Annotated in this window: 24 protein-coding genes; 11 read left to right on the top strand and 13 right to left on the bottom strand. The window is 70.5% G+C overall.

Annotated features, from left to right (window positions below):
• Positions 1-9 precede the first annotated feature (9 nt).
• Positions 10-519: a hypothetical protein gene (locus Q1A87_RS00845; RefSeq protein ID WP_363322935.1), complete on the bottom strand. Its 510-nt coding sequence runs from the start codon at positions 517-519 to the stop codon at positions 10-12.
• A gap of 73 nt (positions 520-592) precedes the next feature.
• On the opposite strand from Q1A87_RS00845, the gene Q1A87_RS00840 reads away from it, so the two are divergent.
• The gene (locus tag Q1A87_RS00840; RefSeq protein WP_299646077.1) at positions 593-1,621 is read left to right on the top strand and encodes a proline racemase family protein; all 1,029 of its coding nucleotides are present in this window, start codon (positions 593-595) and stop codon (positions 1,619-1,621) included.
• 4 nt (positions 1,622-1,625) lie between these two features.
• Here Q1A87_RS00840 and Q1A87_RS00835 read toward each other — a convergent pair whose 3' ends face one another.
• Positions 1,626-2,690, bottom strand: a complete 1,065-nt coding sequence (locus tag Q1A87_RS00835) for an MBL fold metallo-hydrolase (protein ID WP_299646075.1) — start codon at positions 2,688-2,690, stop codon at positions 1,626-1,628.
• Entirely contained in the window at positions 2,690-4,360 is a 1,671-nt protein-coding gene (locus Q1A87_RS00830) for an acyl-CoA dehydrogenase (RefSeq protein WP_299646073.1), read from the bottom strand. Before Q1A87_RS00830 ends, Q1A87_RS00835 begins: the two co-directional genes overlap by 1 nt.
• Positions 4,361-4,435: 75 nt before the next feature.
• Here Q1A87_RS00830 and Q1A87_RS00825 point away from each other — a divergent pair, with 75 nt between their 5' ends.
• The 3 genes from Q1A87_RS00825 (at position 4,436) to Q1A87_RS00815 (ending at position 6,440) form a co-directional block, all read left to right on the top strand.
• Complete coding sequence (locus Q1A87_RS00825) at positions 4,436-5,392, top strand: L-threonylcarbamoyladenylate synthase (protein WP_299646071.1); 957 nt, start codon at positions 4,436-4,438, stop codon at positions 5,390-5,392.
• 36 nt (positions 5,393-5,428) lie between these two features.
• Complete coding sequence (locus Q1A87_RS00820; protein WP_299646069.1) at positions 5,429-6,214, top strand: protein-disulfide reductase DsbD domain-containing protein; 786 nt, start codon at positions 5,429-5,431, stop codon at positions 6,212-6,214.
• Positions 6,215-6,311: 97 nt separating this feature from the next.
• The gene (locus Q1A87_RS00815; protein WP_299646067.1) at positions 6,312-6,440 is read left to right on the top strand and encodes a hypothetical protein; all 129 of its coding nucleotides are present in this window, start codon (positions 6,312-6,314) and stop codon (positions 6,438-6,440) included.
• Between the two features lie 30 nt (positions 6,441-6,470).
• Here the strand turns inward: Q1A87_RS00815 and Q1A87_RS00810 are convergent, their stop codons facing one another.
• The 8 genes from Q1A87_RS00810 to nadE form a co-directional block, all read right to left on the bottom strand.
• The gene (locus Q1A87_RS00810) at positions 6,471-6,932 is read right to left on the bottom strand and encodes an NUDIX hydrolase (protein WP_299646065.1); all 462 of its coding nucleotides are present in this window, start codon (positions 6,930-6,932) and stop codon (positions 6,471-6,473) included.
• A gap of 100 nt (positions 6,933-7,032) precedes the next feature.
• Positions 7,033-7,701 (bottom strand): phosphoglycolate phosphatase, encoded by a 669-nt coding sequence (gene gph, locus Q1A87_RS00805; RefSeq protein WP_299646063.1) that lies wholly within the window; start codon positions 7,699-7,701, stop codon positions 7,033-7,035.
• Between the two features lie 137 nt (positions 7,702-7,838).
• On the bottom strand, positions 7,839-8,072 hold the full coding sequence (locus tag Q1A87_RS00800) for a hypothetical protein (protein ID WP_299646061.1): 234 nt from the start codon (positions 8,070-8,072) through the stop codon (positions 7,839-7,841).
• A gap of 49 nt (positions 8,073-8,121) precedes the next feature.
• Complete coding sequence (locus tag Q1A87_RS00795; RefSeq protein ID WP_299646059.1) at positions 8,122-9,219, bottom strand: pyridoxal phosphate-dependent aminotransferase; 1,098 nt, start codon at positions 9,217-9,219, stop codon at positions 8,122-8,124.
• On the bottom strand, positions 9,216-10,172 hold the full coding sequence (locus Q1A87_RS00790) for a glyoxylate/hydroxypyruvate reductase A (RefSeq protein ID WP_299646057.1): 957 nt from the start codon (positions 10,170-10,172) through the stop codon (positions 9,216-9,218). The genes Q1A87_RS00795 and Q1A87_RS00790 overlap by 4 nt, the downstream gene beginning before the upstream one ends.
• Positions 10,169-10,579, bottom strand: a complete 411-nt coding sequence (locus Q1A87_RS00785) for a VOC family protein (protein WP_299646055.1) — start codon at positions 10,577-10,579, stop codon at positions 10,169-10,171. The genes Q1A87_RS00790 and Q1A87_RS00785 overlap by 4 nt, the downstream gene beginning before the upstream one ends.
• 9 nt (positions 10,580-10,588) lie before the next feature.
• Positions 10,589-11,671: a glycosyltransferase family 4 protein gene (locus tag Q1A87_RS00780; RefSeq protein WP_299646053.1), complete on the bottom strand. Its 1,083-nt coding sequence runs from the start codon at positions 11,669-11,671 to the stop codon at positions 10,589-10,591.
• 4 nt (positions 11,672-11,675) lie between these two features.
• Positions 11,676-13,310 (bottom strand): NAD(+) synthase, encoded by a 1,635-nt coding sequence (gene nadE, locus Q1A87_RS00775; protein WP_299646051.1) that lies wholly within the window; start codon positions 13,308-13,310, stop codon positions 11,676-11,678.
• Between the two features lie 155 nt (positions 13,311-13,465).
• On the opposite strand from nadE, the gene Q1A87_RS00770 reads away from it, so the two are divergent.
• Complete coding sequence (locus Q1A87_RS00770) at positions 13,466-14,998, top strand: 2-isopropylmalate synthase (protein WP_299646049.1); 1,533 nt, start codon at positions 13,466-13,468, stop codon at positions 14,996-14,998.
• Between the two features lie 217 nt (positions 14,999-15,215).
• Here the strand turns inward: Q1A87_RS00770 and Q1A87_RS00765 are convergent, their stop codons facing one another.
• Together Q1A87_RS00765 and Q1A87_RS00760 are read right to left on the bottom strand one after the other, a co-directional pair.
• Positions 15,216-16,751 carry a cryptochrome/photolyase family protein gene (locus Q1A87_RS00765; protein WP_299646047.1) on the bottom strand — a complete coding sequence of 512 codons (1,536 nt, stop codon included), beginning with the start codon at positions 16,749-16,751 and terminating at the stop codon, positions 15,216-15,218.
• Positions 16,745-17,395, bottom strand: coding sequence for an SDR family NAD(P)-dependent oxidoreductase (locus Q1A87_RS00760; RefSeq protein WP_299646045.1), 651 nt, complete (start codon positions 17,393-17,395; stop codon positions 16,745-16,747). Before Q1A87_RS00760 ends, Q1A87_RS00765 begins: the two co-directional genes overlap by 7 nt.
• Before the next feature lie 247 nt (positions 17,396-17,642).
• Here Q1A87_RS00760 and Q1A87_RS00755 point away from each other — a divergent pair, with 247 nt between their 5' ends.
• The 6 genes from Q1A87_RS00755 to rodA all read left to right on the top strand — a co-directional run bounded on the left by Q1A87_RS00755 (position 17,643) and on the right by rodA (position 25,161).
• Positions 17,643-19,220, top strand: coding sequence for a 2-isopropylmalate synthase (locus Q1A87_RS00755; protein ID WP_299646043.1), 1,578 nt, complete (start codon positions 17,643-17,645; stop codon positions 19,218-19,220).
• A 327-nt stretch (positions 19,221-19,547) separates the two neighbouring features.
• Positions 19,548-20,585, top strand: coding sequence for a rod shape-determining protein (locus Q1A87_RS00750; RefSeq protein WP_299646041.1), 1,038 nt, complete (start codon positions 19,548-19,550; stop codon positions 20,583-20,585).
• 7 nt (positions 20,586-20,592) lie between these two features.
• Positions 20,593-21,492 carry a rod shape-determining protein MreC gene (mreC, locus tag Q1A87_RS00745; protein WP_299646039.1) on the top strand — a complete coding sequence of 300 codons (900 nt, stop codon included), beginning with the start codon at positions 20,593-20,595 and terminating at the stop codon, positions 21,490-21,492.
• 1 nt (position 21,493) lies between these two features.
• Positions 21,494-22,021 (top strand): rod shape-determining protein MreD, encoded by a 528-nt coding sequence (locus tag Q1A87_RS00740; protein ID WP_299646037.1) that lies wholly within the window; start codon positions 21,494-21,496, stop codon positions 22,019-22,021.
• A 36-nt stretch (positions 22,022-22,057) separates the two neighbouring features.
• A complete protein-coding gene (gene mrdA, locus Q1A87_RS00735; RefSeq protein WP_299646035.1) occupies positions 22,058-23,998 on the top strand; it encodes a penicillin-binding protein 2 in 1,941 nt (646 codons plus the stop codon).
• Positions 23,995-25,161 carry a rod shape-determining protein RodA gene (gene rodA / locus Q1A87_RS00730; RefSeq protein ID WP_299646033.1) on the top strand — a complete coding sequence of 389 codons (1,167 nt, stop codon included), beginning with the start codon at positions 23,995-23,997 and terminating at the stop codon, positions 25,159-25,161. Before mrdA ends, rodA begins: the two co-directional genes overlap by 4 nt.
• The last annotated feature ends 42 nt before the right edge of the window (positions 25,162-25,203 follow it).

Here is a 25,203-nt window from a genome sequence, read left to right as displayed (position 1 = left end):
GGCGCCCGTCTAGCCGATGTCCGCGGCGCTGTCATCCGCCTCTTCGAGGGCGCGGACGAGCCTGAAGCCGATTCGCGCGGGCTCGGCCTGATGATCGGGCTTCGGGACGGCGCGGAGCAGGATGTTGAGCTGGCTCACATGCTGGATGGACTGGGTGCGCAGGCCGGATTCGTCGAGGCCGGAGAAGGTCAGGATGTCGGGCGCGTGAAAGCCGACGCCCTGAATCCGGATCATCCCGGCGGCGCCGCCGGTGAAGCCCATCGCCGCTTCCTGATCGGAATCGAGGCTGTCCTCGAAGGTCTTCAGGTAGAAGATCACCCGCAGGTAGGCCCATTCGGCCGGGCTCCTGTTCGCACCGGTGGTCAGCGCCTTCGGCACGGGCACGGCATGGTCGCGGCCGTCGGCACGAAGCTCCGCCGCGCGGGGCAGGGCGGCGGCCTCCATGGCCTCGGCGGTCGTCTGGGGTTCGGTCATGGCGGGCAGAGTGGCGCAGGCGGCGGGCCGGCGCAACGTCGTCACGCAATCGGTTCACGTGACTTGCGTCCGGTGCCGTGACGATATCCCCTCGCGTGAAGCCGGGGGGAGCGTGCCAATGCGCAGCAGCAAGGTCGTCCATGTCGTCTCCGCCCATGCCGAGGGGGAAGTGGGCGACGTGATCGTGGGCGGCGTCGCCCCGCCGCCGGGCGAAACGCTCTGGGAGCAACGGCGCTGGATCGCCGAGGACGGGACGCTGCGCGCCTTCGTCCTGAACGAGCCGCGGGGCGGGGTGTTCCGGCACGTGAATCTGCTGGTGCCGCCGACGCATCCGGCGGCGGTGGCCGCCTTCATCGTCATGGAGCCCGCCGACACGCCGCCGATGTCGGGCTCGAACGCGATCTGCGTGGCGACCGTGCTGCTGGAGACCGGGATCGTGGAGATGCGGGCGCCGGTGACGGAGATGGTGCTGGAGGCGCCGGGCGGCCTCATCCGGGTGCGCGCCGAATGCCGGGCGGGAAAGGCGGAGCGGATCGCGGTCGGGAACGTGCCGGCCTTCGCGCATCGCATGGCGGTGCCGCTGGAGGTCGAGGGGGTGGGCACGCTCACCGTGGACACGGCCTGGGGCGGGGACAGCTTCGTCGTGGTGGACCCCGCCGCGCTCGGCCTGACGCTCGAACGGGAGGCGGCGCGCGAACTGGCGGCGCTCGGCGTGCGGATCACCGCGGCCGCCGACGCGCAGATGCCGTTCGTCCACCCCGAGCGACCGGACTGGACGCATCACGCCTTCTGCCTCTTCGCCGGCGCGGTCACGCGGGAGGGGCACGCGCTGCGGGCCCGTTCGGTCGTCGCGATCCGGCCGGGCAAGATCGACCGCTCCCCGACCGGCACGGCGGTGTCCGCGCGAATGGCGCTGCTGCACGCCCGCGGCGAGATGGGGGCGGGCGACGTCTTCACCGGCGTCTCGATCATCGGCTCCACCTTCGAGGGCCGCATCCTCGGCTCCGCGCAGGTAGGGGATCTTCCCGCGATCCGGCCGGAGATCGCCGGGCGGGCGTGGATCACCGGGACGCATCAGCACATGCTCGACCCCGACGATCCCTGGCCCGGCGGCTACCGGCTCTCGGATACCTGGCCGGGCGGCTGACGGCTCAGGCCGCCTCGAACAGCCAGACGCCGTCGTCGCGTTCGATACGCCGGGCGCGGCCGGTGAGGTGCAGATGCTGCAGATGCGCGATCGCCTCGAAGAAGGCGAGGCCGTAGATCTTCTTGTCCACCTTGCGCCTGAACAGCGGCGCGAAGCACGCGCCGCCTGTGCGCGGCTCCGTCAGATGCGCGTGCAGACGGTTCAGCGCGGCGACGTGGTTCTGCCGCAGCGTCGCCATCCGCCGGGGCAGGCCGCGATAGGGCAGCTTGTGGCCCGGCAGGACGAGTTGGTCGGGCCGGGCGAGCGGCGCGAGCCGGTCGCAGGCGGCGAGCCAGTCGCCCACCGGGTCCGCGCCCGGCTCCGTCGGGTAGAGGCCGAGATTGGGCGAGATGCCGGGCAGAAGCTGATCGCCGCCCAGGACGAGATCGCCGTCCCGCTCGTAGAGGACGGCGTGCTCCGGCGCGTGACCGTCGCCCTGCGCCACGACCCAGCGCCGGCCACCGAGGAAGATCTCGTCGCCGGCCCGGATGCGGGTATAACCCAGCGGCATCTCGGAGACGACGTCGACGAAGTTGAACGGCCGCTCCTTCGCGCGGCGCTCCAGTATGGCGGGATCCATCCCCCAGCGGCGGCAGAACGCGATCGTCCCCGAGACCATCTCCGTCTGCCGGTCGAGTTGCAGCATCCGCGCCATTAGCCATGCGGTGCGGGTGGTCAGAAGCTCCGTCCCGTCGGACTGGAGCCAGCCTGCGAGGCCGATATGGTCGGGGTGGTGATGCGTCACCAGCAGGCGGCGGACCGGGTCGCCGCCGAGCGGGCCGATGCGGAGCTTGCCCAGCAGCGCGCGGGTCCGCTTCGTGTCGAAGCCGGTATCGACCATCGCCCAGCCGTCGCCCTCGCGCAGGAAGTAGACATTGACGTGGTCGAGCGCCATCGGCAGCGGCAGCCGGGCCCAGAGCACGCCGGACGCCACCTCCACGACCTCGCCCTCCGCCGGGGCCTCGGGCCAGGGAAAGCTCAGCCCGGCATTGCCGTCCGGCAACGCGGTGTCCTCCGCATCGTCCGGCATCAGGCGGCGATCATGTCGTCCGTCACCGCGTAAAGCTCCTCCGCGCCGGTCCGGGCCTTCGCGATCTCGGCCAGCGCCTCGGGCAGGAAGCATCCGATCGCGAACCGGGCGAGGGGCTGGCGCGCGGGGTCTGCAGCGGCGGCCTTCAGGTGATACCACGCGCCCAGCACACGGGCGAAGGCGCCGAGATAGGCGACCGCCCCGGCGAAGCGGTCCTGCATGTCGCATTCCAGCAGGAACCCCGTCGTGGCCCGCAGATGCGAGGCGGCGGCGCGCAGGGCGTCGTTCTCGAATGCCTCGATCTCGTCCAGCAGGCCATAGGCGGCCGCGCCCCCGTCTGCCAGTTTCCGGCCGACGAGATCCATGGCCTGGATGCCGTTCGTCCCCTCGTAGATGGAGGTCACGCGCACGTCGCGTACGAACTGCGCCGCGCCCGTCTCCTCGATGACGCCCATGCCGCCGTGGACCTGCACGCCCTCGGAGGCGACCTTGATGCCGGTCTCGGTGCCGTAGGCCTTGGCGATCGGCGTCAGGAACGCGGCCCGGGCGTGCCAGGCGGCGTCGCCCGTGGCGCGCGCCATGTCGAGCGAGACCGCGCAGTCGAGCGCGATGGCACGGGCGGCGAAGGTCTCGGCCTTCATCGAAAGGACCATGCGGCGCACGTCGGCATGGGCGAGGATCGTGCCCTCGCCGTGATGCGTGCGGCCCTGCCTGCGTTCGAGCGCGTAGCCCGTCGCATGCTGCAACGCTGCCTCCGCGACCGAGAGCCCCTGCACGCCCACGCCGAGGCGGGCGTTGTTCATCATCGTGAACATCGCGGCCATGCCCCGGTGCGGTTCGCCCACGAGCCAGCCGGTCGCGCCGTCGTATTGCATCACCGCGGTGGGCGATCCGTGGAGGCCGAGCTTGTGCTCGAGCGAGACGACCTTGAGGTCGTTGGCCCGTCCGGCCCGTCCGTCCGCATCGGGCAGGCGCTTCGGGACCATGAAGAGGCTGATGCCCTGCGTCCCCTCCGCCGCGTCGGGCAGGCGGGCGAGGACGAGGTGGCAGACATTCTCGGTGAAGTCGTTGTCGGCCCAGGAGATGTAGATCTTCTGCCCGGTGATCCGGTAGGCGCCGTCCCCCGCCGGCTCGGCCTTGGTGCGGATGGCGCCCACGTCGGAGCCGGCCTGCGGCTCGGTCAGGTTCATCGTGCCGGACCATTCCCCGGAGACGAGCTTCGGGACGTAGAGCGCCTGCATCTCCGCGGAGGCGTGGACCTGCAGCGCCTCGATCTGGCCCTGGGTCAGCAGCGGGTTGAGTTGCAGGGCGAGACAGGCGGAGCCCATCATCTCGTTCACCGCCGTCGTCAGCGCGAGCGGCAGGCCCATGCCGCCATGGGCAGGGTCGGCCGACATGCCGAGCCAGCCGCCCTCGGCGATGGCGCGGAAGCCCTCGGCAAAGCCGGGCGAGGTGCGGACCACGCCGTTCTCGAGATGCGCGGGATGCAGGTCGCCCTGCCGGTTGAGCGGCGCGAGCACGTCCTCGGACATGCGGCCCGCCTCGGTCAGGATCGCCGTCACCGTGTCGGGTGTCGCGTCCGCGAAGGTCTCGGTCGCCGCGACCCGGTCGAAGCCGACCACCCGGTCGAGGACGAAGCGGATCTCGGCGACGGGCGCACGGTAGGGCATCGGGAACCTCCCATTCGGGGCGCCGCCGTAGTAGGGCGCGCCAGAGCATGACCGCAATCTAGGGCGAGTGTCGCGATGCCAGCAACCGGAACACCGCGTCATCCCGGGATTGCGGAGGCGGCAGAGATCCTCCGCGCCGGCGGCCTCGTCGCCTTCCCGACCGAGACGGTCTACGGCCTCGGCGCCGATGCCACGGACGGGCGGGCGGTGGCGCGGATCTTCGCGGCGAAGGGGCGGCCGTCCTTCAATCCGCTGATCGTCCACGTGCCGGACGCGGACGCGGCCCGGCGGATCGCGGTGTTCGACCCGGTGGCGGAGACGCTGGCCGCGGCGTTCTGGCCGGGGCCGCTGACGCTGGTGTTGCCGCTGCGCGAGGGGCACGGGCTGTCCCCGCTGGTCACCGCCGGGCTCGACACGGTGGGCCTGCGCGTCCCGTCGGGCGAAATTGCACGCGCCCTGCTGCGTTCGGTCGGGCGCCCGGTGGCCGCGCCATCGGCGAACCCGTCGGGCCGCATCTCGCCCACGCGGGCGGCGCATGTGCGCGCAGGGCTGGGCGACGCTGTGGACGCGGTGCTCGATGGCGGTCCCTGCGCGGTGGGTCTGGAATCGACGATCCTGCGGACCTCGCCGCTGGCGCTGCTGCGCGCGGGCGGGCTCGCGGCGGAGACGATCGAGGCGCGGCTCGGCCGCCCCCTGCCGCGCGACGAGACGCCGGGCCGGGTGCAGGCGCCGGGCCAGCTCGCCTCGCATTACGCGCCCTCGATCCCGGTCCGGCTGGACGTGACCGGGCACGATCCGGACGCGATCCTGATCGGCTTCGGGCCGGTGGCCGGCGACGTGACGCTTTCGGCGACGGGCGACCTTGTCGAGGCGGCCGCGAACCTGTTCGACCTGTTGCACGTCGCGGATGCGCGCGCGCGGGCGGAGGGGAAGGCGCGGATCGACCTGGCGCCGGTGCCCGAGTCGGGGCTCGGCCGCGCGATCAACGACCGGCTGCGCCGCGCCGCCGCCCCCCGGATCGCGCAGGCGTGACTCCCGTTCGCGTGCGTGCTGGCCTAAGGGAGCGCGATGCCCCGCCTCCTCGCGATCCTCGTCCTGCTCCTGCTCGCCGCCCCGCTGCGCGCGCAGCCGGTCGCGGTGTCGGACGTCCTCTCCGTCGAGGTCCTGCCCGGTTGGCGGGAGGCGGACGGGCGGCATCTGGCGGGGCTGCGCGTGCAGCTTCGGCCCGGCTGGAAGACCTACTGGCGCAATGCCGGCGCGACGGGGATCGCGCCGCAGATGGACTGGCGCGGATCGCGCGGCCTGCGCTCGGTCACGCCGCTCTGGCCGACACCGACGCTGTTCGGCCCGGCGGAGGCGCGCTCGATCGGCTATACGTCCGATTTCGTCCTGCCGCTGGAGATCGTCGCGACGGGACCGGGGCCGGTCCAGCTGCGCGGAATCCTCGACCTCGGCGTCTGCGCGGATATCTGTCTGCCGGCGCGCGTGACGGTGCGGGCCCAACTCCCGGCGGCCGGGCGGCACGACCCGGTGATCGCGGCGGCTTTGGCCGACCGTCCGCGGCGGGTGGAGGCACCGGCCCGGTGTAGGCTGTCGCCCGGTGCCGACGGACTGACCCTCACCGGCGATCTCGACGTCGCGCCGCAGGGCCGGGCGGAGGCCGTCGTCTTCGAACTGCCGGACCCGTCGGTCTGGATCACCGATGCCCACGTGGCGCGCCAGGGCCGGCGGCTCGAGGCGCGGGCCGAGGTGATCGCGCGCGGGCGCGCCGGCCTGTCGGTCGACCGGTCGCGTCTGCGGATCACGGTGATCGGGGACCGAGGCGCGGTCGAGATCTTCGGCTGCACCGGTTAATGCCGCGCAAAGTGCGGCAAGTTTTCGCGATCTCCGTCATTCGGACTTGAAGGCCCGCCACCCGGGATCCATGTCTTCGGACACGGAGGATTGCGAGATGCCGAAGGGTACGATCGAGAAGCTGGCCGATGCCGTCAGGGACAGACTGTCGGACCTTCTGGGGTCGCTCGCGCCGCAGCCGGACGCGATCCCGATCCCGGTGCGCGACGAGGGGCGTCGCCGCTAGGCCCGATACGGCACGTGGCGCGATGCCGAGCTAGGACGCGGCCTTCCGAAGCAGCGGGCCGGCCACCGGAACCTTCTTCGGCTTGACGGTCAGGCGGCTCATCATGTCGGCCAGCTCGGGCTCGTCCACCAGTTTCGCGGCCTTCTTCAGCGGAAACCACTTCCGGATCCGCTCGCCGCGCTCCTTCCAATCGGATTTCAGCCGTTCCACGACCATCGGGTAGACCTGGACGTTGCAGGGCAGGGCGGTGCCGTCGTCGAGCATCTTCTTGTAGCTGTAGGTGCCGAACACGTCGCGTGCGACATGGCCCTTGGCGCCGGCCTCCTCGAGCGCTTCGATGGCAGCGGCGGCCCAGGGCTTCTTGCCCTTCATCGTCCATCCCTTCGGCACGATCCAGCGTCCCGTGTCACGGGACGTGATCATCAGGACCTCGACGGAATTCTTGTTCCAGCGCAGCGGCATCGCTGCAACTTGCTGTCGTTCGTTCGCCATCGGTCAATACCTTCGCGCGTGCGGCACCCGTTCCGAGCCTTCTGCGGCACGCTCGCCCAGGTTGAGCATGCCATATCCCGGGTTCTATGACAAATTCCGATCACGAATCCTTAATCGCCGCGGGCAGGTCGCCGATCCGCTCCAGCGTCAGATAGGGCGAGAAGTCGGCGATCGGCCGGCGCTGGTAGCCGCCCTCGACATGCGCGTAGGCGATTTCCGCGGCACGGGCCGTCTCCCAGTCGGTTTCGGAATCGCCGACATAGAGGACGTCTTGCGGCGCGGTGCCCAGCATCTCCGCGACATGGAGCAGCGGCGCCGGGTCGGGCTTGCGTTCGGGCAGGCTGTCGCCGCCCGCCACCGCGTCGAACGGACCCAGCGGCAGCGTCGCGAGCAGATCCCGGGTGGGCGCCTCCCCCTTGTTGGTGCATAGGCCGAGCTTTAGGCCCGCGTCGTGCAGCGTGGCGAGCACCTCCCGCGCGCCGGGATAGACCGTCGTGCCCGAAAGCGGGTCGGCGCCGTAGAGATCGCGGAAGCGCGCGTAGGCGTCGGGATGGTCCGCCGGGTCCGCGCCGGCCCAGCGCAGGCTGCGTTCCACGAGGGTCGGGGCCCCGCGGCCGATATGGCCGATCACCGTCTCGAGGTCCGGCTCCGGCAGGCCGCGTTCGGCCAGCATCGCCCCGATCGCCGCGTGCAGGCCGGGGGCGCTGTCGATGAGGGTTCCGTCGAGATCGAAGATGATCGCCTCGAACGTCCTGCGTCCGTCTTTCATGGTCATCCCTCCTGCACCGTGCCGTTCATCGGCCTAGACCTCGGGCGGATCGGCGGGATGTCCAGTGCGCGACCGAAACTCCGTCGGGGAGGGGTTCGGCTCGGGCCAGTGCGTCCGCGCGGACGGAGCCCGGAACGTCAGCGGCGGCGGGCGAGGATTGCGGCGACGCGGGCGTCCCGTTCGGCCTCCGCCCGAGCCCGGCGCAGGCCGAGCGTGCGGATCGCCCAGTGCAGCGCGGCGCAGAGGCCGAGCGCGACGAGGTAGCCCCAGACGCCCCAGATCAGGACGAGCGCCATGACGAGGATCAGGTAGAACGTCGCGAGGAACGCGTTCGTGTAATCCTCGACCCGGCCGTGGCGATCGTCGTCCATCCTGCGTCCTCCCGCCGCCGAGACTAGCGCGGATTCGCGTCGGTGGAAGTCAGGATCGTGCCGCCGCGAGCGCATCGGGCAAGGCCGCGCCGAGCGCCTCCATGTCGGCCTGCGTACCGCAGGAGATGCGGATGCACCGGTCGAGGGGCGCGACCCCCGGCATCCGCACGAAGACGCCACGCTCCAGAAGCCCGGCCAGGACGCGGCGCGCGAAGTCCCCGTCGCGTCCGCAATCGACCGCGACGAAGTTCGCCCCCGACGGCAGCGGCTCGAGCCCGTTCGTCCGTGCGATGGCGGCGATGGCGTCGCGCGATTGCAGTACCCGCGCCCGCACCTCCATCAGCCAGTCCGGGTCGCCGAGCGCCGCCACCGCCCCGGTCTGCGCCACGCGGTTCAGGCCGAAATGGTTGCGCACCTTCTCGAAGGCGCGGATCAGGTCGGGATGGCCGATCGCGTAGCCGACGCGCAGCCCGGCCATGCCGTGGGCCTTGGAAAAGGTCCGCATCCGGATCACGCGCGCATCGCCGGGGTCGAGCGGCGGGATCGCCTCGGGCAGGGCGAACTCGGCATAGGCCTCGTCGAGGCAGAGCACCGTCCCCTCCGGCAGCGCGTCGATCAGGGACGAGGTCCGCGCCGCGTCGTGCCAGCTTCCCATCGGGTTGTCCGGATTGGCGAGGTAGACGAGCTTCGCGCCGACCTCCGCCGCCTTCGCCGCGAGCGCTTCCGGGTCCTCGCGGTCGTCGCGGTAGGGGACGGTGTGCAGCGCGCCGCCGAAGCCCGCGACGTGGTAGTTGAGGGTCGGGTAGGCGCCCGCCGAGGTCACGACCGCGTCGCCGGGCGCGACCAGCAGGCGCACGAGATAGCCGAGCAGGCCGTCGATCCCCTCGCCGGCGACCACGCTTTCGAGAGGGATGCCATGATGCGCGGCGATGGCCTCGCGAAGCTCGCGCGCTTCCGGGTCGCCGTACATCCAGCCGTCGGCCGCGGCGTCGCGCATCGCGGCGAGCGCACGGGGGGAGGGGCCGAACACGCTCTCGTTGGCGCCGAGCCGGGCCGCGAAGGACGCGCCGCGGGCGCGTTCCTGCGCCTCGGGGCCGACGAACGGGACGGAGGCGGGCAGGCTCTCGGCCAGCGGGGTCAGTCTCATGCCAGCGCCTCGCTGCGGTCGACGAGGTGGAGAAGCGGCAGACCGGCCTCGCCGCGGCGAACGTTCTCGGCGATGACACGGGCGGCGGAGGCGGGCCGGGTGGCCGAGGCGATATGCGGGGTCACGGTGACCTTCGGATGCGTCCAGAACGGATGCTCCCGCGGCAGCGGCTCGGTTCGGAACGTGTCGAGCGTGGCGTGGCCCAGTCCGCCGTCGAGCGCGCCCAGAAGCGCATCCTCGTCCACCAGCGCGCCGCGTCCCGGGTTGAGGAGCACCGCGCCGGGGCGCATCAGGGCGAAGCGGTCCGCGTTCATCAGCCCCTCGGTCGAGCGCGTATGCGGCAACAGCAGGATGACGATCTCGGCCGCGCGGAGCGCGATCTCGAGCCCGTCCGCACCGTGCAGCGCCCGCACGCCCTCGATGTCCTTCGCCCCGCGCGACCAGCCGGTGACGTCGAAGCCGAGCCCCGAGAGCGCCTGCGCGCAGGCCGTGCCGAGCACGCCCAGACCCAGTACCGCGACGGCGCGGTCGCGGGCAAGCGGCGGGACCTCGGGGGTCCAGTGCCGGTCGGGGTTCGAGATATGCGCGTCCATGCCCAGATGGTGGCGCAGCACGTGGCCCGTCACCCATTCGACCATGCCCTGCGTGAGCCCGTCATCCACCATCCGGGTGAGCGGCGCGGCGAGCGTGCGGTTGCCCTCGACCGTCTCGACCCCGGCCCAGAGGCTCAGGCAGCCCTTGAGGTTCGTGTAGGGCGCGAAGTCCGAGAGCGCCGTCGCCGGGGACGGGCCATAGACGATCCAGTCGATGCCGGCCGGGTCGGACTCGTCCTCCGGCGCGACGATCTCGGCGGCAATTCCGGCCTCGTCGAGGGCTGCGGGCAGATGCGTGCGGTAAGCGTCCCGGGTCTCGGGCTTGGCGGCGAAGAGGATGCGGGTCGCGGCGCCGCTCACGTCGCGAAGGCCCCTGCGAGGTCGCGCATCCCCTTGAACTCGATGGGGTTGCCGAACGGGTCGAGCAGGAACATCGTCGCCTGCTCCCCCGGCTGTCCCTCGAAGCGCAGGGTGGGGGCGATCACGAAATCCTGTCCCGCCGCCTCCAGCCGGTCGGCCAGCACGCGCCACTGGTCCATCTGCAGCAGCACGCCCAGATGCGGCATCGGCACCATGTGGTCGCCGACCTTGCCCGTGGGCTCGTGCACGAAGGGCGTGCCCAGATGCAGGCTGATCTGGTGGCCGAAGAAGTCGAAGTCGACCCAGGTCCCGGTCGACCGCCCCTCGGTGCAGCCGAGCAGATCGCCATAGAAGGTACGGGCGGTGTCGAGGTCGCCGACATTGTAGGCGAGGTGGAAGATGCTCATGGATGCGTCCTATCGATTGGTCTCGGTTCTCGGAACAGCGCGACCGCCCCCGGCACGCCGCGGCAGCAGCGCCTCCATCCGGGCGACGTAGGTCTCGGGCGAGAGTTCGGTCGCCGTGACGCGGCGCGCGGCCTCGGACATGCGCGCACGCAGGTCGGGTTCGTCGATCAGGCGGCGGAAGGCCTGTTCGAGCGCGCCAGGTTCCGTGACGTCCACGCGGAACCCGGTCTCGCCGTCCACGATCAGGCCGGCGGCACCGGCGCCGGTCGAGATCACCGGGATTGTGCCGTAGGCCATCCCCTCGATGGGCGCGGCGCCGAGCGGCTCGCCCACGGAGGGCAGGACGCAGATGTCGTGCGCCGCGTAGACGCTTGCCATCTCCGCAAAGGGCAGGTCCGCGCGGATGTCGATCCAGTCGGTGTCCCGCGCGGCATCCATCTGGTAATCGTAATGCCCCTCGTCGGCGCCGCTGACCGAGCGACCGCTGCTGCCGACGATGGTGAGGCGGACGGCGCGTCCGAACCCGGCGAGGCGGCGCAGCGCGTCGATGACGAGATGCTGGTTCTTCCGCCGCTGTGCCAGCTTGCCGACGCAGAGGATGCGGACGGGGTCGCCGGGCGGTTGCAGTGACACGGTATGGGGCATGGCGGCGACGGGGAACGGCACCAGGATGGCCGCCGGGTCCTGCCGCGCGGACGCATCGAGGCCCGGCACCGGAGTGATCCGCTTCCAAGGGCGGCCTATCAGAAGGCTGCGGAGACGGCGGCCTGGCGGCGTGACGCGGGTCGTGGGGCGGAGGTTGTAGGTCAGCACGCGCGCGCCGTAGCGACGGCCGGCGATCCCCGCCCGGCCGAGCAGGCGGTTGCTGCCGCGGACGATCATCAGGTCGGGCCGGATACGGCGGACGAGATCGTTCAGCACGACCCGCGCCGGCTCCGCCCCGATCTCCACTGGCGTGGCGTGGCTGTGATCCTCGGTGCCGGCGATCTTGGCGACGGCAACCTCGACGTGGTGGCCCGCGGCGATCAGGGCGCGGGTCGCGAAGAACAGGTTCGTGTGGAACCGCGGGACGACGAAGAGGAACGTGGCCAAGGGATCAGGCCTCGACGGACGGGTCGTGCCGGTCGAGCCGGGCGGTTCGCCCGGACAGGCAAAGGCCCGGGGATCGGATAGGCGTCGATGCGATGGCGTCGACGCGATGCTCGACGCGTTTCACGGCGTCCCTGTCGTGGCCGGCGAGGGCGATTTCCTCCACGGATTGCTCGCGGTCGATCAGGCGTTCGAGGATGTCGTCGAGGGCCGGATAGGGCGGCAGTTGTGCCAAACCTGTCAAGTCCGCCCCCGGCTCCGTCGCTGGCGGAGTGTCGATAAAATGGGTGGGCACGACCTCGCGCGCGGGACCGAGAAAGCCCTCGACACTATGCGCGTTCCGCCAGCGGCAGAGGTCGGGGAGGGCCGACCTGTAGAGACCCTTCACCGGATCGTAGCCCATGGTTGCGTCGCCGAGGATCGTGACGCCGCCGATGGCGAGCTCGGACCGGGTGGCGGGGGTCAGCAGCATCGCCCCGAACGTCTCGGCCAGCGACGCGAGCAGCAGCCCGCGCAGGCGGGATCGCAAGTTCGCCCCGGCGATGTCGGTCAGGGGGGCGTCGGAAAGCTGCGCGACAGTTTTCGTCACGGCCGTGTGGCTTGCGTCGATGGGCAGGATATCGAGCCGGCAACCCAGCCGCTTTGCCAGGCCCCGCGCGTTCTCCCTTGCGGTGTCGTCCGAATGCAGCGTGACGCATCGCAGGTTTGCGGGTCCGATCGCGTCGGCGGCGATGGCCGCGACGAGGGCGGACGCCGTGTCGCCGGAAAGCCCGAGCAGGGCCGTCGTGGCCCCGGACTTGCCCATGTGGTCGCGCAGCCCGCGCACCATCGCGCGGTAATCGGCCTCCGGGCCCTCCGGCTGCGGCACGCGGATGCCCGGCCGCGCGCGCCAGCCGTCCGCGGTGCGGTCGAAATCGACATGCACGATCGTGTCCTCGAAGGACGGCAGGTGGTGGGTCAGCGCGCCGCCGGGGTTCAGCGCGAAGCTCGCCCCATCGAAGACCAGATCGTCCTGTCCGCCGGTCAGGTTCAGCCAGACGAGCGGCAGGCCGGTCTCGACGACCCGGGCGACCATGTGGCCGTAACGGACGTCCTGTCCGCCGCGGGAATAGGGCGAGCCGGTGGGCACGATCAGGATCTCCGCCCCGGTCTCGGCCAGCGTCTCGGCCACGTCCTCGGACCAGGCATCCGCGCCGATCAAGCTGCCGATCCGGACCGGGCCGATCGCGTAGGGGCCGGAGACGTCGCCCGCGGCGAGGCTCCGGGTCTCGAAGGCTGCGTCGCGCGACCCGTGGTGCTTGTGCACCTCGGCCACGATCCGGCCCCGATGGGCCACGATCCAGGTGTTGCGAGGCTTCTCCGCATCCCCGGGACGGGTGGGCGCGCCGATGCCGAGGGCGGGGCCGTCGGCGCAGGCGGCGATCAAATCGTCGAGATGGCGGCGGGCCTCGGCGACGACGCCGGGCCTTCGGCTAAGGCCCCGGGGCGTATGGCCGGTGAGGAACATTTCGGGCAACGCCACCATGTCCGCTCCGGCGTCGCGGGCCACCTCCCAGGCGGTGCGGGCCTTCGCGGCATTGCCCGAAAGGTCGCCTGTCGTGGCGTCGAGCTGCGCCAGCGTCAGGCGGAAAGTGTCGGACATCGCAGGCTCCGGGTCCTCGCGCGGCGGGTCGGCCGTCACCTACCGCGCCCTGCGCCGGGGGGGAAGCGCCGATGCCGTGCGGACCGGATCGCCCGTTGCCGTTTGCGCGCCGTTTGCCTAGCTTCGCCGTCGAACGGCCGGGAGGGACGAGCGAGATGAGACGGGTGATCGGAGCGGCGCTTCTGGCGATGGTCGCGAGCGCGGCCGCCGCGCAGGACGTCATCACCAAGGAATACGACGGCGGCGGCGTCTACGAGGGCACGTTCCTCAACGGCAGGCAGCACGGGACCGGCACCTACACGCTGCCCTCGGGCTACACCTATACGGGCGAATGGGCCGAGGGCGAGATCCAGGGTCAGGGCCGCGCCACCTTCGCCGACGGTTCCGTCTACGAGGGCACCTTCGCGGCCGGCGAGCCGGCCGGCGAGGGCACGATCACCTTCGCCGACGGCGCGACCTATACCGGCGCGTGGGTCGAGGGCCGGATCGAGGGGCAGGGCGTGGCCGAATACGCCAACGGCAGCACCTATACCGGCGGGTTCCAGAACGCCGTCCATCACGGGGAGGGCACGCTCGAGGCGGAGAACGGCTACCGCTATGTCGGCGGCTGGTCGAACGGGCTGAAGGACGGGCAGGGGCAGATCACCTATCCCGACGGCTCCACCTACGAGGGCGGGATGTCGGGCGGCGTGCGTTCCGGCGAAGGCACTCTGACGACGCCGGACGGGCTGACCTACGAGGGCGAATGGGCGGACGGCCAGATCAACGGCACCGGCACCCTGACCCAGGCCAACGGCGACATCTACGAGGGCGAGCTCGTCGACGGGCGACGCGAGGGGCAGGGCACGGTGACCTACGCGGACGGCTCCGTCTACGAGGGCGGCTTCGTCGACGACCGTCGCCAGGGGCAGGGCACGTTCACCGGCACCGACGGCTACGTCTACGAGGGCGAATGGTCCGAAGGGCGGATCGAGGGCGAGGGGACGGTGACCTATCCCGACGGGTCGGTCTATGTCGGGCAGTTCGCCAACGACCTCGCCGACGGGTCGGGCAAGATCACCTATGCCGACGGCGCCACCTACGAAGGCGACTGGGCCGACGGCGTGATCGAGGGCGAGGGGCGCGCGGTCTATCCGAACGGGCTCGTCTACGAGGGCGCTTTCGTCAACGCGCAGAATCACGGCTACGGTGTCATGACCGCCGAGGACGGCTATCGCTACGCGGGCGAATGGGCCGAGGGGCTGCGCCACGGCGAGGGCCGGGCGACCTATGCCGACGGGACCGTCTACGAGGGCGGCTTCGTGCAGGGGCAGCGCGCGGGCGAGGGGGTCATCACCATGCCCGACGGGTTCACCTACGAGGGCGAATGGGCCAACGGCGAGATCGAGGGCCAGGGCGTTGCGACCTATGCCAACGGGGACGTCTACGAGGGGTCCTTCGTCGCCGGCCGCCGCGAGGGGCCGGGCACGATGCGCTACGCCTCGGGTCAGGTCGAGGAGGGCGACTGGGACGGCGGCGCCTTGGGCGAAGGCGGCGCGGGGTCGGGGGCCGGCGAGGCGCCCGACACACCGGCGGAGGCACCGGACGCCGCGACGCAGACCGCACCCGGCGAGACGGACGGGGCAGCGGATACGGGCGGCGTCGAAGAGGATGCCGTGGGTCCGGACGCACCGGCGAGTGGCGGGTAGTCGTCCGGAGCCTCGCAGGGGGGCAGAAATTGTATCACCGGATTCCGGTCTGTGACCGTTCCGCCCGGCGGCGTACCGGGTAATCCTCGAGAGCCCTCTTCACGCAGAAGGCGCGCTCCCGGCACGACGGTGGGAACTTCACCCCAGCCGCGGACGGAGCCCGCCGGCCTCGCATCTCTGCGAACGCTGGCTTCGGCAAGGAACAGGGGCGAGAACCCTAGACCCGCTCGCCCGCGTCGAGCTTCGCGAGAACCGCCTCGGCCTCCGCGAGCACGGTCGTCCGATGGTCCTCGTCCATCCGGTCCCAGGACGCATACATCCGGCTGATCCTCGTGTTCGACTTGAACCGTTCGCGATGCCGGTCGAGGAAGTGCCAGTAGAGCAGGTTGAACGGGCAGGCGCCCGTGCCGGACTTCTTCGTCACCGAGTAGCTGCAATGGCGGCAGTAATCCGACATCCGGTTGATGTAGTTCCCGCCCGAGACGTAGGGCTTCGACGCGACCACGCCCCCGTCGGCGAACTGGCTCATGCCGATGACGTTCGGGCTCTCCACCCATTCGTAGGCGTCGGCGTAGACGATCAGGTACCATTCGTGGACCTGATGCGGGTCGAGCCCGGCCAGCAGCGCGAAGTTCCCCGTCACCATCAGGCGCTGGATGTGGTGGGCATAGGCCTCCTGCATCGTGGCGGTGACGCATTCCGCGACGCAGGCCATGTCGGTCTCCGCCGACCAGTAGAAGTCCGGCAGGTCGCGGGTGTGCCCGAGCGCGTTGCGCGAGGTGTAGTCCGGTCCCTGCAGGAAATAGACGCCGCGGATGAATTCCCGCCAGCCGATGATCTGGCGGATGAAGCCCTCGGCCGCGTTGATCGGGACGGCGCCGTCCTTCCAGGCCCGCTCCGCCGCCTCGCAGACCTCGCGCCAGCCCAGGAGCCCCGCATTCATGTAGACCGACAGGATCGCATGGAACATGAAGGGCGCGCCCGTCACCATCGCGTCCTGATAGGTGCCGAACTCGGGCAGGGAACGCTCGACGAAATGGGCGAGCGCTTGCCGGGCGCCGTCCGCATCGGTGGCGAACCAGAAGTCGTCGAGGCTGCCGTAGCGGTTGCCGAAGCGCGCGCGGGCGAGGTCGGTCACCGCCGCCACCGTCGCGTCGGGGGCGAAGCGCAGCGGCTCGGGCGCGTCGAGCCCCGTCTTCGGCGGCTTGCGGTTGTCGTGGTCGTAGTTCCACTTGCCGCCCGCCGGCTTGTCCCCCTCCATCATCAGGCCGGTGCGACGGCGCATGTCGCGGTAGAACCACTCCATGCGAAGCTCCTTCCGCCCCTCGGCCCAGGCCTCGAACTCGGCGTGCGTGCACAGGAACCGGTCGTCGGGGAACAGATGGACCGGGATCGGCCCGTCCTCGAGCGCGGAGATCAGGCGGAACTCCCCGGGCTCGGTCCCGATCGCCTCCGACGCGCCCACGGCATCGGCCGCGCGCAGGAGCTCGCCCGGGATGGATTGCGTGTTGTCGGGATCGTCGAGCGTCGTGTAGCAGACCTGCCAGCCGGCCTCGCGCAGATGCGCGGCGAATTTTCGCATGGCCGAGAACAGGAAGATGATCTTCTTCGGGTGGTGCGCGACGTAATCCGTCTCGGCCTGCACCTCGGCCATCACCACCACGTCGCGGTCGCGGTCGGCCTCGCGGAGCGCGGCGATGTCGTCCGAAAGCTGGTCGCCCAGGACGAGAACGAGCCGCGGGTCCCTCACCATTCGATCGCGTGGCCCGCATAATCGAAGAAGCCGCCCGTCTGCTCGGGCGTGAGCGAGGACAGGACGCGCACGAGGTTTTCCGCCGCCTCCGACGGGGCCACCTTCGGGGCCACGTAACCCTCCGTGAAGGGCGTCTCGACGGTGCCGGGATGGAGGGCGACCACGACCGCCTGCTTGCGCTTGCGCCCGATCTCGATGGCCGCGCCGTGCACGACCTGATTGGCGGCGGCCTTCGACGCGCGGTAGCTGTACCAGCCGCCGATCCGGTTGTCGCCGATCGAGCCCACGCGCGCGGTCAGCACGCCGACGCGCGCCGTCTGCGACAGCTTCGGCGCGATGTGGCGCAGGAGGAGGGCGGGGCCGATGGCGTTGACGGCGAAGGTCTGCGCCATCGCCGTCGCCCCGACCGCGTCGAGTGATTTCTCCGGCGCGTGACCTTCGGGCGTGAGAATGCCGGTGGCGACGAAGACGAGGTCCACGGGCCGGTCGAGCCGGCCGACGACATAGGCGACCGATGTCTCGTCGGTCACGTCGAGCCCGTCCTCCCGCCGGCTGATCCGCGTGACGTCGTGGCTGGTGGCGAGGTGGTCGGCGAGCGCGGCGCCGATCCCGCCCGAGGCTCCGAAGACGATGGCGTGGTCCATGCCGGCCATACTGCACGCGGCGGGCGCCTGGTCCAGAGGGGCCGGGGGTGCCGCCGCGTCGCACCCCGCCGATCCCGACGGTTTCCGAAAAAGGGCCTTCACATCATCCGCAATCCGGCTATCCTGCCGCCCATGACGACGATCCTGATCACGGACCTTCTTCTTAGCCGCTCCTGAGCGTGCCATCCGGCGCGACCGCTCGGGAGTGACGCAGCGCCGAAGAAGACCGAAACAAAGGATCAGAGCCATGACGAATCCCGAACTGAACCACGGCGCCGACCGCGTCATCATCTTCGACACGACGCTGCGCGACGGCGAGCAATCGCCCGGCGCGACGATGACCCACGAGGAGAAGCTGGAGATCGCCACCATGCTCGACGAGATGGGCGTGGACGTGATCGAGGCGGGCTTCCCGATCGCCTCCGAAGGCGATTTCGCCGCCGTTTCCGAGATCGCGAAGGCCGCCAAAGGGGCCACGATCTGTGGCCTGGCGCGCGCGAACCTCCGCGACATCGACCGTTGCTGGGAGGCGGTGCGGCACGCGAGATCGCCCCGCATCCACACCTTCATCGGCACCTCGCCGCTGCATCGCGCCATCCCGAACTTGACGCAGGACGAGATGGCCGAGCGCATCCACGAGACGGTGACGCATGCGCGCAACCTCTGCGACAACGTCCAATGGTCGCCGATGGACGCGACGCGGACCGAGTGGGACTACCTCGCCCGCGTGGTCGGGATCGCCATCCGCGCCGGCGCCACGACGATCAACATTCCCGACACCGTAGGCTACACCGCGCCCAACGAGAGCGCGGAACTGATACGCCGCCTGATCGCGGAAGTGCCGGGGGCCGGGGACGTGATTTTCGCCACGCATTGCCACAACGACCTCGGCATGGCGACGGCCAACAGCCTGGCCGCCGTCGAGGGGGGCGCGCGGCAGATCGAGTGCACGATCAACGGGCTGGGCGAACGGGCGGGCAACACCGCGCTCGAGGAGGTCGTGATGGCGATGAAGGTCCGCCACGACATCATCCCCTTCACGACGGGCATCGACGCCACGAAGTTGATGGCGATCTCGCGGCGCGTGGCCTCCGTCTCTGGCTTTCCGGTGCAGTTCAACAAGGCCATCGTCGGCAAGAACGCCTTCGCCCACGAGAGCGGCATCCATCAGGACGGGATGCTGAAGAACGCCGAGACCTTCGAGATCATGCGGCCCGAGGATGTCGGCCTGACGGCGACCTCGCTGGTGCTGGGCAAGCATTCGGGTCGCGCGGCGCTGCGCTCCAAGCTTAAGGAGCTGGGCTACGAGCTGGCCGACAACCAGATGGCCGACGTGTTCGTGCGCTTCAAGGCGCTCGCCGACCGAAAGAAGGAGGTCTACGACGAGGACCTCGTCGCGCTGATGCAGGTCGAGGAGCGGCAGGCGGAGGATCGCATCCGGGTCGAGCACCTGCGCGTCGTCTGCGGCACCGAGGGCCCGCAGGAAGCGTCGCTGCGCCTGAGCATCGACGGCAGCCCGCAGGAGGCGCAGGCCACCGGCGACGGCCCGGTGGACGCGGCCTTCAACGCGGTCAAGATGCTGGTCACGCACGGCGCCAGATTGCAGCTCTACCAGGTTTCCGCGGTGACCGAGGGCACCGACGCGCAAGCCACCGTGACCGTGCGGATGGAGGAGGACGGCCGCATCGTCACCGGCCAGTCCGCCGACACCGACACCGTGGTCGCCAGCGTGCGCGCCTACGTGAACGCGTTGAACCGCCTGCTCATGCGCCGCGAGAAGGGCGGCACGGACGGACGGGAGATCAGCTACAAGGATGTGGGCTGACATCCGCGCGAAGGGGGCAGACGGTCCGGACCGTCGCGGGTGGCGCGAGGACGGTTGACGCCGATGCCTCGTCTCGGCGCAGCGGGGCGGATAGGCCGCGGAAGCCGCCTGCCGGGACAACCCGGTAACGTGTCGTGCAACCTGAACAGATTGCGCCGGCACTTCGCGATGGTCCCGTGATGTTTTGGTGACGTAGCGGCAGGCAAAGTGGCTGCGTCCCGACCTCCGCCTGCATCGCCCCACTGGACCCGCCCCCCCGGATGCCGCTAAACGCCAGCGAACCCCCGACCGGCGAACAAGGGGGGCGGGACCGTTTGAGGGATTGGCATGAACATCTTCGGTAGCTTCTTCTCGTCGGACATGGCCATCGACCTCGGAACGGCGAACACGCTTGTCTACGTGAAGGGCAAGGGGATCGTGCTGAACGAGCCCTCGGTCGTGGCCTATCACACCAAGAACGGCCGCAAGGAAGTGCTGGCCGTGGGCGAGGACGCCAAGCTCATGCTCGGCCGCACGCCCGGCTCGATCGAGGCGATCCGACCCATGCGCGAAGGGGTGATCGCGGATTTCGACACCGCCGAGGAAATGATCAAGCACTTCATCCGCAAGGTCCACAAGCGCTCCACCTTCACCAAGCCGAAGATCATCGTCTGCGTCCCCCACGGCGCCACGCCGGTGGAGAAGCGCGCGATCCGCCAGTCGGTGCTGGGCGCCGGCGCGCGCAAGGCCGGCCTGATCGCGGAGCCGATCGCGGCGGCCATCGGCGCGGGGATGCCGATCACCGACCCGACCGGCTCCATGGTGGTCGATATCGGCGGCGGCACGACCGAGGTGGCGGTGCTGAGCCTTGCCGACATCGTCTACGCCCGTTCCGTCCGGGTGGGCGGCGACCGGATGGACGAGGCGCTGATCTCCTACCTCAAGCGCCATCAGAACCTGCTGATCGGGGAGGCCACGGCCGAGCGGATCAAGAAGGAGATCGGCACCGCGCGGATGCCCGAGAACGGGCGCGGCCTGACGATGCAGATCCGCGGCCGCGATCTTCTGAACGGCGTGCCCAAGGAGACCGAGATCAGCCAGGCGCAGGTGGCCGAGGCGCTGTCCGAGCCGGTGCAGCAGATCGTCGAGTCGGTGATGACCGCGCTCGAATCCACCCCGCCCGACCTCGCCGCGGACATCGTCGACCGCGGCGTGATGCTCACGGGGGGCGGCGCGCTTCTGGGCGACCTCGACCTCGCGCTGCGGGAGCAGACGGGCCTGTCGATCTCGGTTGCCGACGAGAGCCTCAACTGCGTGGCTCTCGGGACCGGCAAGGCTTTGGAATACGAGCGCCAGTTGAGCCACGTCATCGACTACGAGAGCTGAGAGCCGGATGGCGCGCGGGCGCAGCGAGGACGTCTACACCCGGCCCCTGCGGCGGTTGTTCGTCACGATCGCCTGCGTCCTGCTGCTCCTGCTCGTGCTGCTCTGGCGGATCGACAATCCGCGCGCCGAGGGCATCCGCGCGGCGATCGTTGACCGGGTCGTGCCCAACATGGAATGGGCGCTGGTCCCGGTCACCTGGGCGGGCCGGCTGATCGAGGATTTCGAAGGCTACGCGCGGGTCTACGAGCAGAACCGCGAACTCCGCCGCGAATTGCAGCAGATGAAGTCCTGGCGCGAGGCGGCGATCCAGCTCGAGCAGGAGAATGCCCGGCTCCTCGACCTCAACAAGGTGCGCCTGTCGCCGGAGCTGACCTACGTCACGGGCGTCGTGCTGACCGATTCCGGCTCGCCGTTCCGGCGCTCGGTGCTGCTCAACATCGGCGCCGAGGACGGCATCCGCGACGGCTGGGCAGCGATGGACGGGCTGGGCCTCGTCGGGCGGATCTCGGGCGTGGGTGCGCGGACCTCGCGCGTGCTCCTGCTTACCGACGGCAACAGCCGCATCCCGGTCACGATCGAGCCCGCCGGCAAGCGGGCCATCCTCGCGGGCGACACGACCTCCGCGCCGGCGCTCGACTTCGTGGAGAACCCCGAGGACGTGCGCGCCGGCGACCGGATCGTGACCTCGGGCGATGGCGGCGTGTTTCCCCCCGACCTGACGGTCGGACAAGTCGTGCGCGGGGCGGACGGCCGGCTGCGCGTCCGGCTGGCGGCCGACACGTCGCGGCTCGAGTTCCTGCGCGTGCTCAGGACCCGCGAGGCGCCGGGGATCGACACGTCCGGCACGATCCTCGTCCCCGCGCCGGCTCCCGCGCAGGGCCCGCCGGCGCCGGCGAACGGGGGCTGAGATGGCGGCGCGTCCGGTCTGGGGCTACCGCGTCACGTTCGTCGTCCTCTCCGCGGGCATCCTGTTCTTCGCGCTCGTGCCCTTCGGCGTGGGCGAGCGGGCCTGGCCGGGACCGGAGCTGATGGTCTGCCTGACCGCCGCCTGGGTGCTGCGGCGGCCGGATTACGTGCCGGTCTGGCTGCTCCTGCCGCTGCTGCTGCTGGACGACGCGCTCCTGCTGCGGCCGCTGGGGCTCTGGACGCTGCTCGTGCTCCTGCTGTCGGAATATCTGCGCCGGCGCGTGGACCACGCCGAAGCGCTGCCCTTCGGGTCCGAGCTCTTCCTCGTCGCGGGCGGGATCGTGGCCGTGTTCGTGGCCAACCATCTCGCCCTCGTTCTGCTTCTTGCCGAGACGCCGCCGGTCCACGGCCAAGCCCTGCACGCCTTGGCAACGATTGTGTTTTACCCCGGAGTCGCATTAGTTTCGGAGGTGGTCGGGGTTCGCCGGCTCGCCCCCGGTGAACTGGACAGCCTCGGAAGCCGCGCCTGACCGCCCCCCGGTCCGGTGCCCCCGGAGATCACGGACATGAAGCGCAGCCCGCAGGACATGACCCTCTCGGCCCGCCGCATCTCGCGACGGGCGCTGATCGCGGGCGGCGGGCAGCTCGCCTTCGGCGCTCTCCTCTTCGCGCGGATGCGGCACCTGCAGGTCGATCAGGCCGACGAGTTCCTGTTGCTGGCCGAGGAGAACCGGATCAAGGTCCGCCTCATCGCCCCGGCGCGCGGCGTCATCTACGACCGCAACGGCGTGCCGCTCGCCGGCAACGAACAGATCTACCGCGTCAGCATGATCCGCGAGGATGCCGACGACGTGCCTGCGGTGATCGACCACCTGCGCAGCCTAGTGCGGCTCGACGAGGAGGAGTTGCAGCGGGCCCTGCGCGAGATGGACCGACGCCCGCATCAGGCGGTGACGCTCGCCGACCGGCTCTCCTGGGAGGAGCTCTCGGCGATCGCGGTCAACGTCCCCGCGCTACCCGGCATCACGCCCGAGGTCGGCCTGAGCCGGGTCTATCCGCTCGGCCCCGACTACGCCCATGTGATCGGCTATGTCGGCCGCGTCTCCGAGCGCGACATCGCGGAGGCCGTGGAGGTCGATCCCCTCCTGCAGACGCCGCAGTTCCAGATCGGCAAGATCGGGGCCGAACGGCAGCTCGAGAGCGTGCTGCGCGGTCGCGCCGGGGCCCGACGGGTGGAGCAGAATGCGGCCGGCCGCATCATGCGCGAGCTTGGCCGGACCGAGAGCGGCAAGGGCGCCGACGTGCAGCTGACCCTCGATGCGGGCCTGCAGAACTTCACGCAGGCGCGGCTGGGGCAGGAAAGCGCCTCGGCCGTGGTCATGGACGTGCGCAACGGCGACATCCTCGCCGCGGTCAGCAGCCCGAGCTACGATCCCAACCTGTTCGTCGAGGGGATCAGCGTTCCCGATTACGCCCGGCTGCGCGACAACGACCATCGGCCGCTGCACAACAAGATCGTGCAGGGGCTCTATCCACCGGGCTCCACCTTCAAGCTCGTCACCCTGCTCGCGGCGCTCGAGGCCGGAGAGATCGGGGCGAACGAGACCGTCTATTGCGGCGGCTACACGTCGATCTCGAACCGCCGGTTCCATTGCTGGAAGCGCGGCGGCCACGGCCGCGTCGACATCGCCGGCTCGCTGCGCGAGAGCTGCGACGTGTTCTACTACGAGATGGCGCAGCGTGCGGGCATCGACCGGATCGCGGCGATGGCGCGCAAGCTCGGCCTCGGCGTGCGCCACGACATCGAGATGACCTCGGTCAGCGAAGGCCTGATCCCCGACCGCGACTGGAAGCGTACGAACCGGGGCGAGGAATGGATGGTCGGCGACAGCCTGAACGCCTCGATCGGGCAGGGCTTCGTGCTGACCTCGCCGTTGCAGCTCGCGGTGATGACCGCGCGGGTAGCGAGCGGCCTCGACGTGTCGCCGCGTCTCGTACGATCCGTCGACGGGGTCGCGCAGCCGTCCGGCGTGAAGGGTCCGCTCGACCTGCCGCGCAGCTGGCTCGACGGGGCGCGGAACGGGATGTATCAGGTCGTCAACGCCTCGGGCGGCACGGCCGGCCGATCCAGGTTCGATCTCGGCGGCATCAAATGGGCGGGCAAGACCGGCACCAGCCAGGTCCGCAACATCACCGCGGCCGAGCGTGCGCGGGGCGTGTTCCGGAACGAGGACCTGCCGTGGGACCGGCGCGACCACGCGCTGTTCGTGGGCTACGCCCCCTACGACGATCCGCAATACGCCGTCTCCGTCGTGGTCGAGCATGGCGGCGGTGGCTCCGCCGTGGCGGCCCCGGTTGCCCGCGACATCATGCTCTACGCGCTGTCGGGCGGCCTGCCGCCGCTCGAGGCCTATCCCGACGGACAGCGCGGCGAGATCGAGGAACGCCTATCCGCTCTCGACCTGGATCCCGGCGTGGCGCGAACGGGTGGGACCGGCAAGGCATGAGCTACCTCGAATACAACGTCGCGCGCACGCCGGCGGGGTTGCAGAAGGTGCTGGCGATGAACTGGGCGCTTGTCCTGCTCATCACCGCGGTCGCCGCGATCGGGTTCCTGGTGCTCTATTCGGTCGCGGGCGGCGACTGGCGGTGGGCCGAGCCGCAGATGCAACGCTTCTGCCTGGGCCTCGCCCTGATGTTCCTCGTGGGGATGGTGCCGATCTGGTTCTGGCGCAACGTTTCGGCGCTGTTCTACGCGTTCACGCTCGTGCTTCTGGTGGCGGTGGAGCTGATCGGATCGACGGGTGGCGGGGCGCAGCGATGGATCGAGCTGGGCTTCATGCGGCTGCAGCCGTCGGAGCTGATGAAGGTCACGCTCGTGATGATGCTCGCGGCCTATTACGACTGGCTTCCGGCCACGAAGGTCAGCCGACCGCAATGGGTGATCGTGCCGCTCGCCATCATCCTGATCCCGACCTTCCTCGTCCTCAAGCAGCCCGACCTCGGCACGTCGATCCTGCTCGTCGCCGGGGGCGGGGCGGTGATGTTCCTCGCCGGCGTGCATTGGGCCTATTTCGCGACCGTCATCGCGGCGGGCGTGGGTCTTGTGACGGCGGTGCTGCAATCGCGCGGCACGCCGTGGCAGCTCATCAAGGATTACCAGTTCCGCCGGATCGACACGTTCCTCGACCCCGACAGCGACCCGCTCGGCGCAGGCTACCACATCACCCAGTCCAAGATCGCGCTCGGCTCCGGCGGCTGGACCGGCAAGGGCTACATGCAGGGCACGCAGGCGCGGCTGAATTTCCTGCCGGAGAAGCATACCGATTTCATCTTCACCACCCTGGCCGAGGAGTTCGGTCTGATCGGGGGCATCTCGCTGCTGACGCTCTACCTGCTGATCGTCGCGTTCTGCGTCGTCGCGGCGCTCAGGATGAAGGACCGGTTCTCGGCGCTGGTCACCCTCGGCATCGCGGTCGCGTTCTTCCTGTTCTTCGCGGTCAACATGTCGATGGTGATGGGCATGGCCCCGGTCGTCGGGGTGCCGTTGCCGCTGGTGAGCTACGGCGGGTCCGCCATGCTCGTCCTGATGCTGGCCTTCGGCCTGGTGCAGAGCGCGCATGTCCACCGGCCGCGTATGCAGGGGGAGGGACGGCTGCTGCGGCGGTGACAGGCTGTGCCTTCGTGAAAGAGGACTTGCGGGCTCCTGTCG

The organism is uncultured Jannaschia sp. (assembly GCF_947494055.1).
Lineage (GTDB): Bacteria > Pseudomonadota > Alphaproteobacteria > Rhodobacterales > Rhodobacteraceae > Jannaschia.
This window is presented reverse-complemented; position numbering and strand designations above follow the sequence as displayed.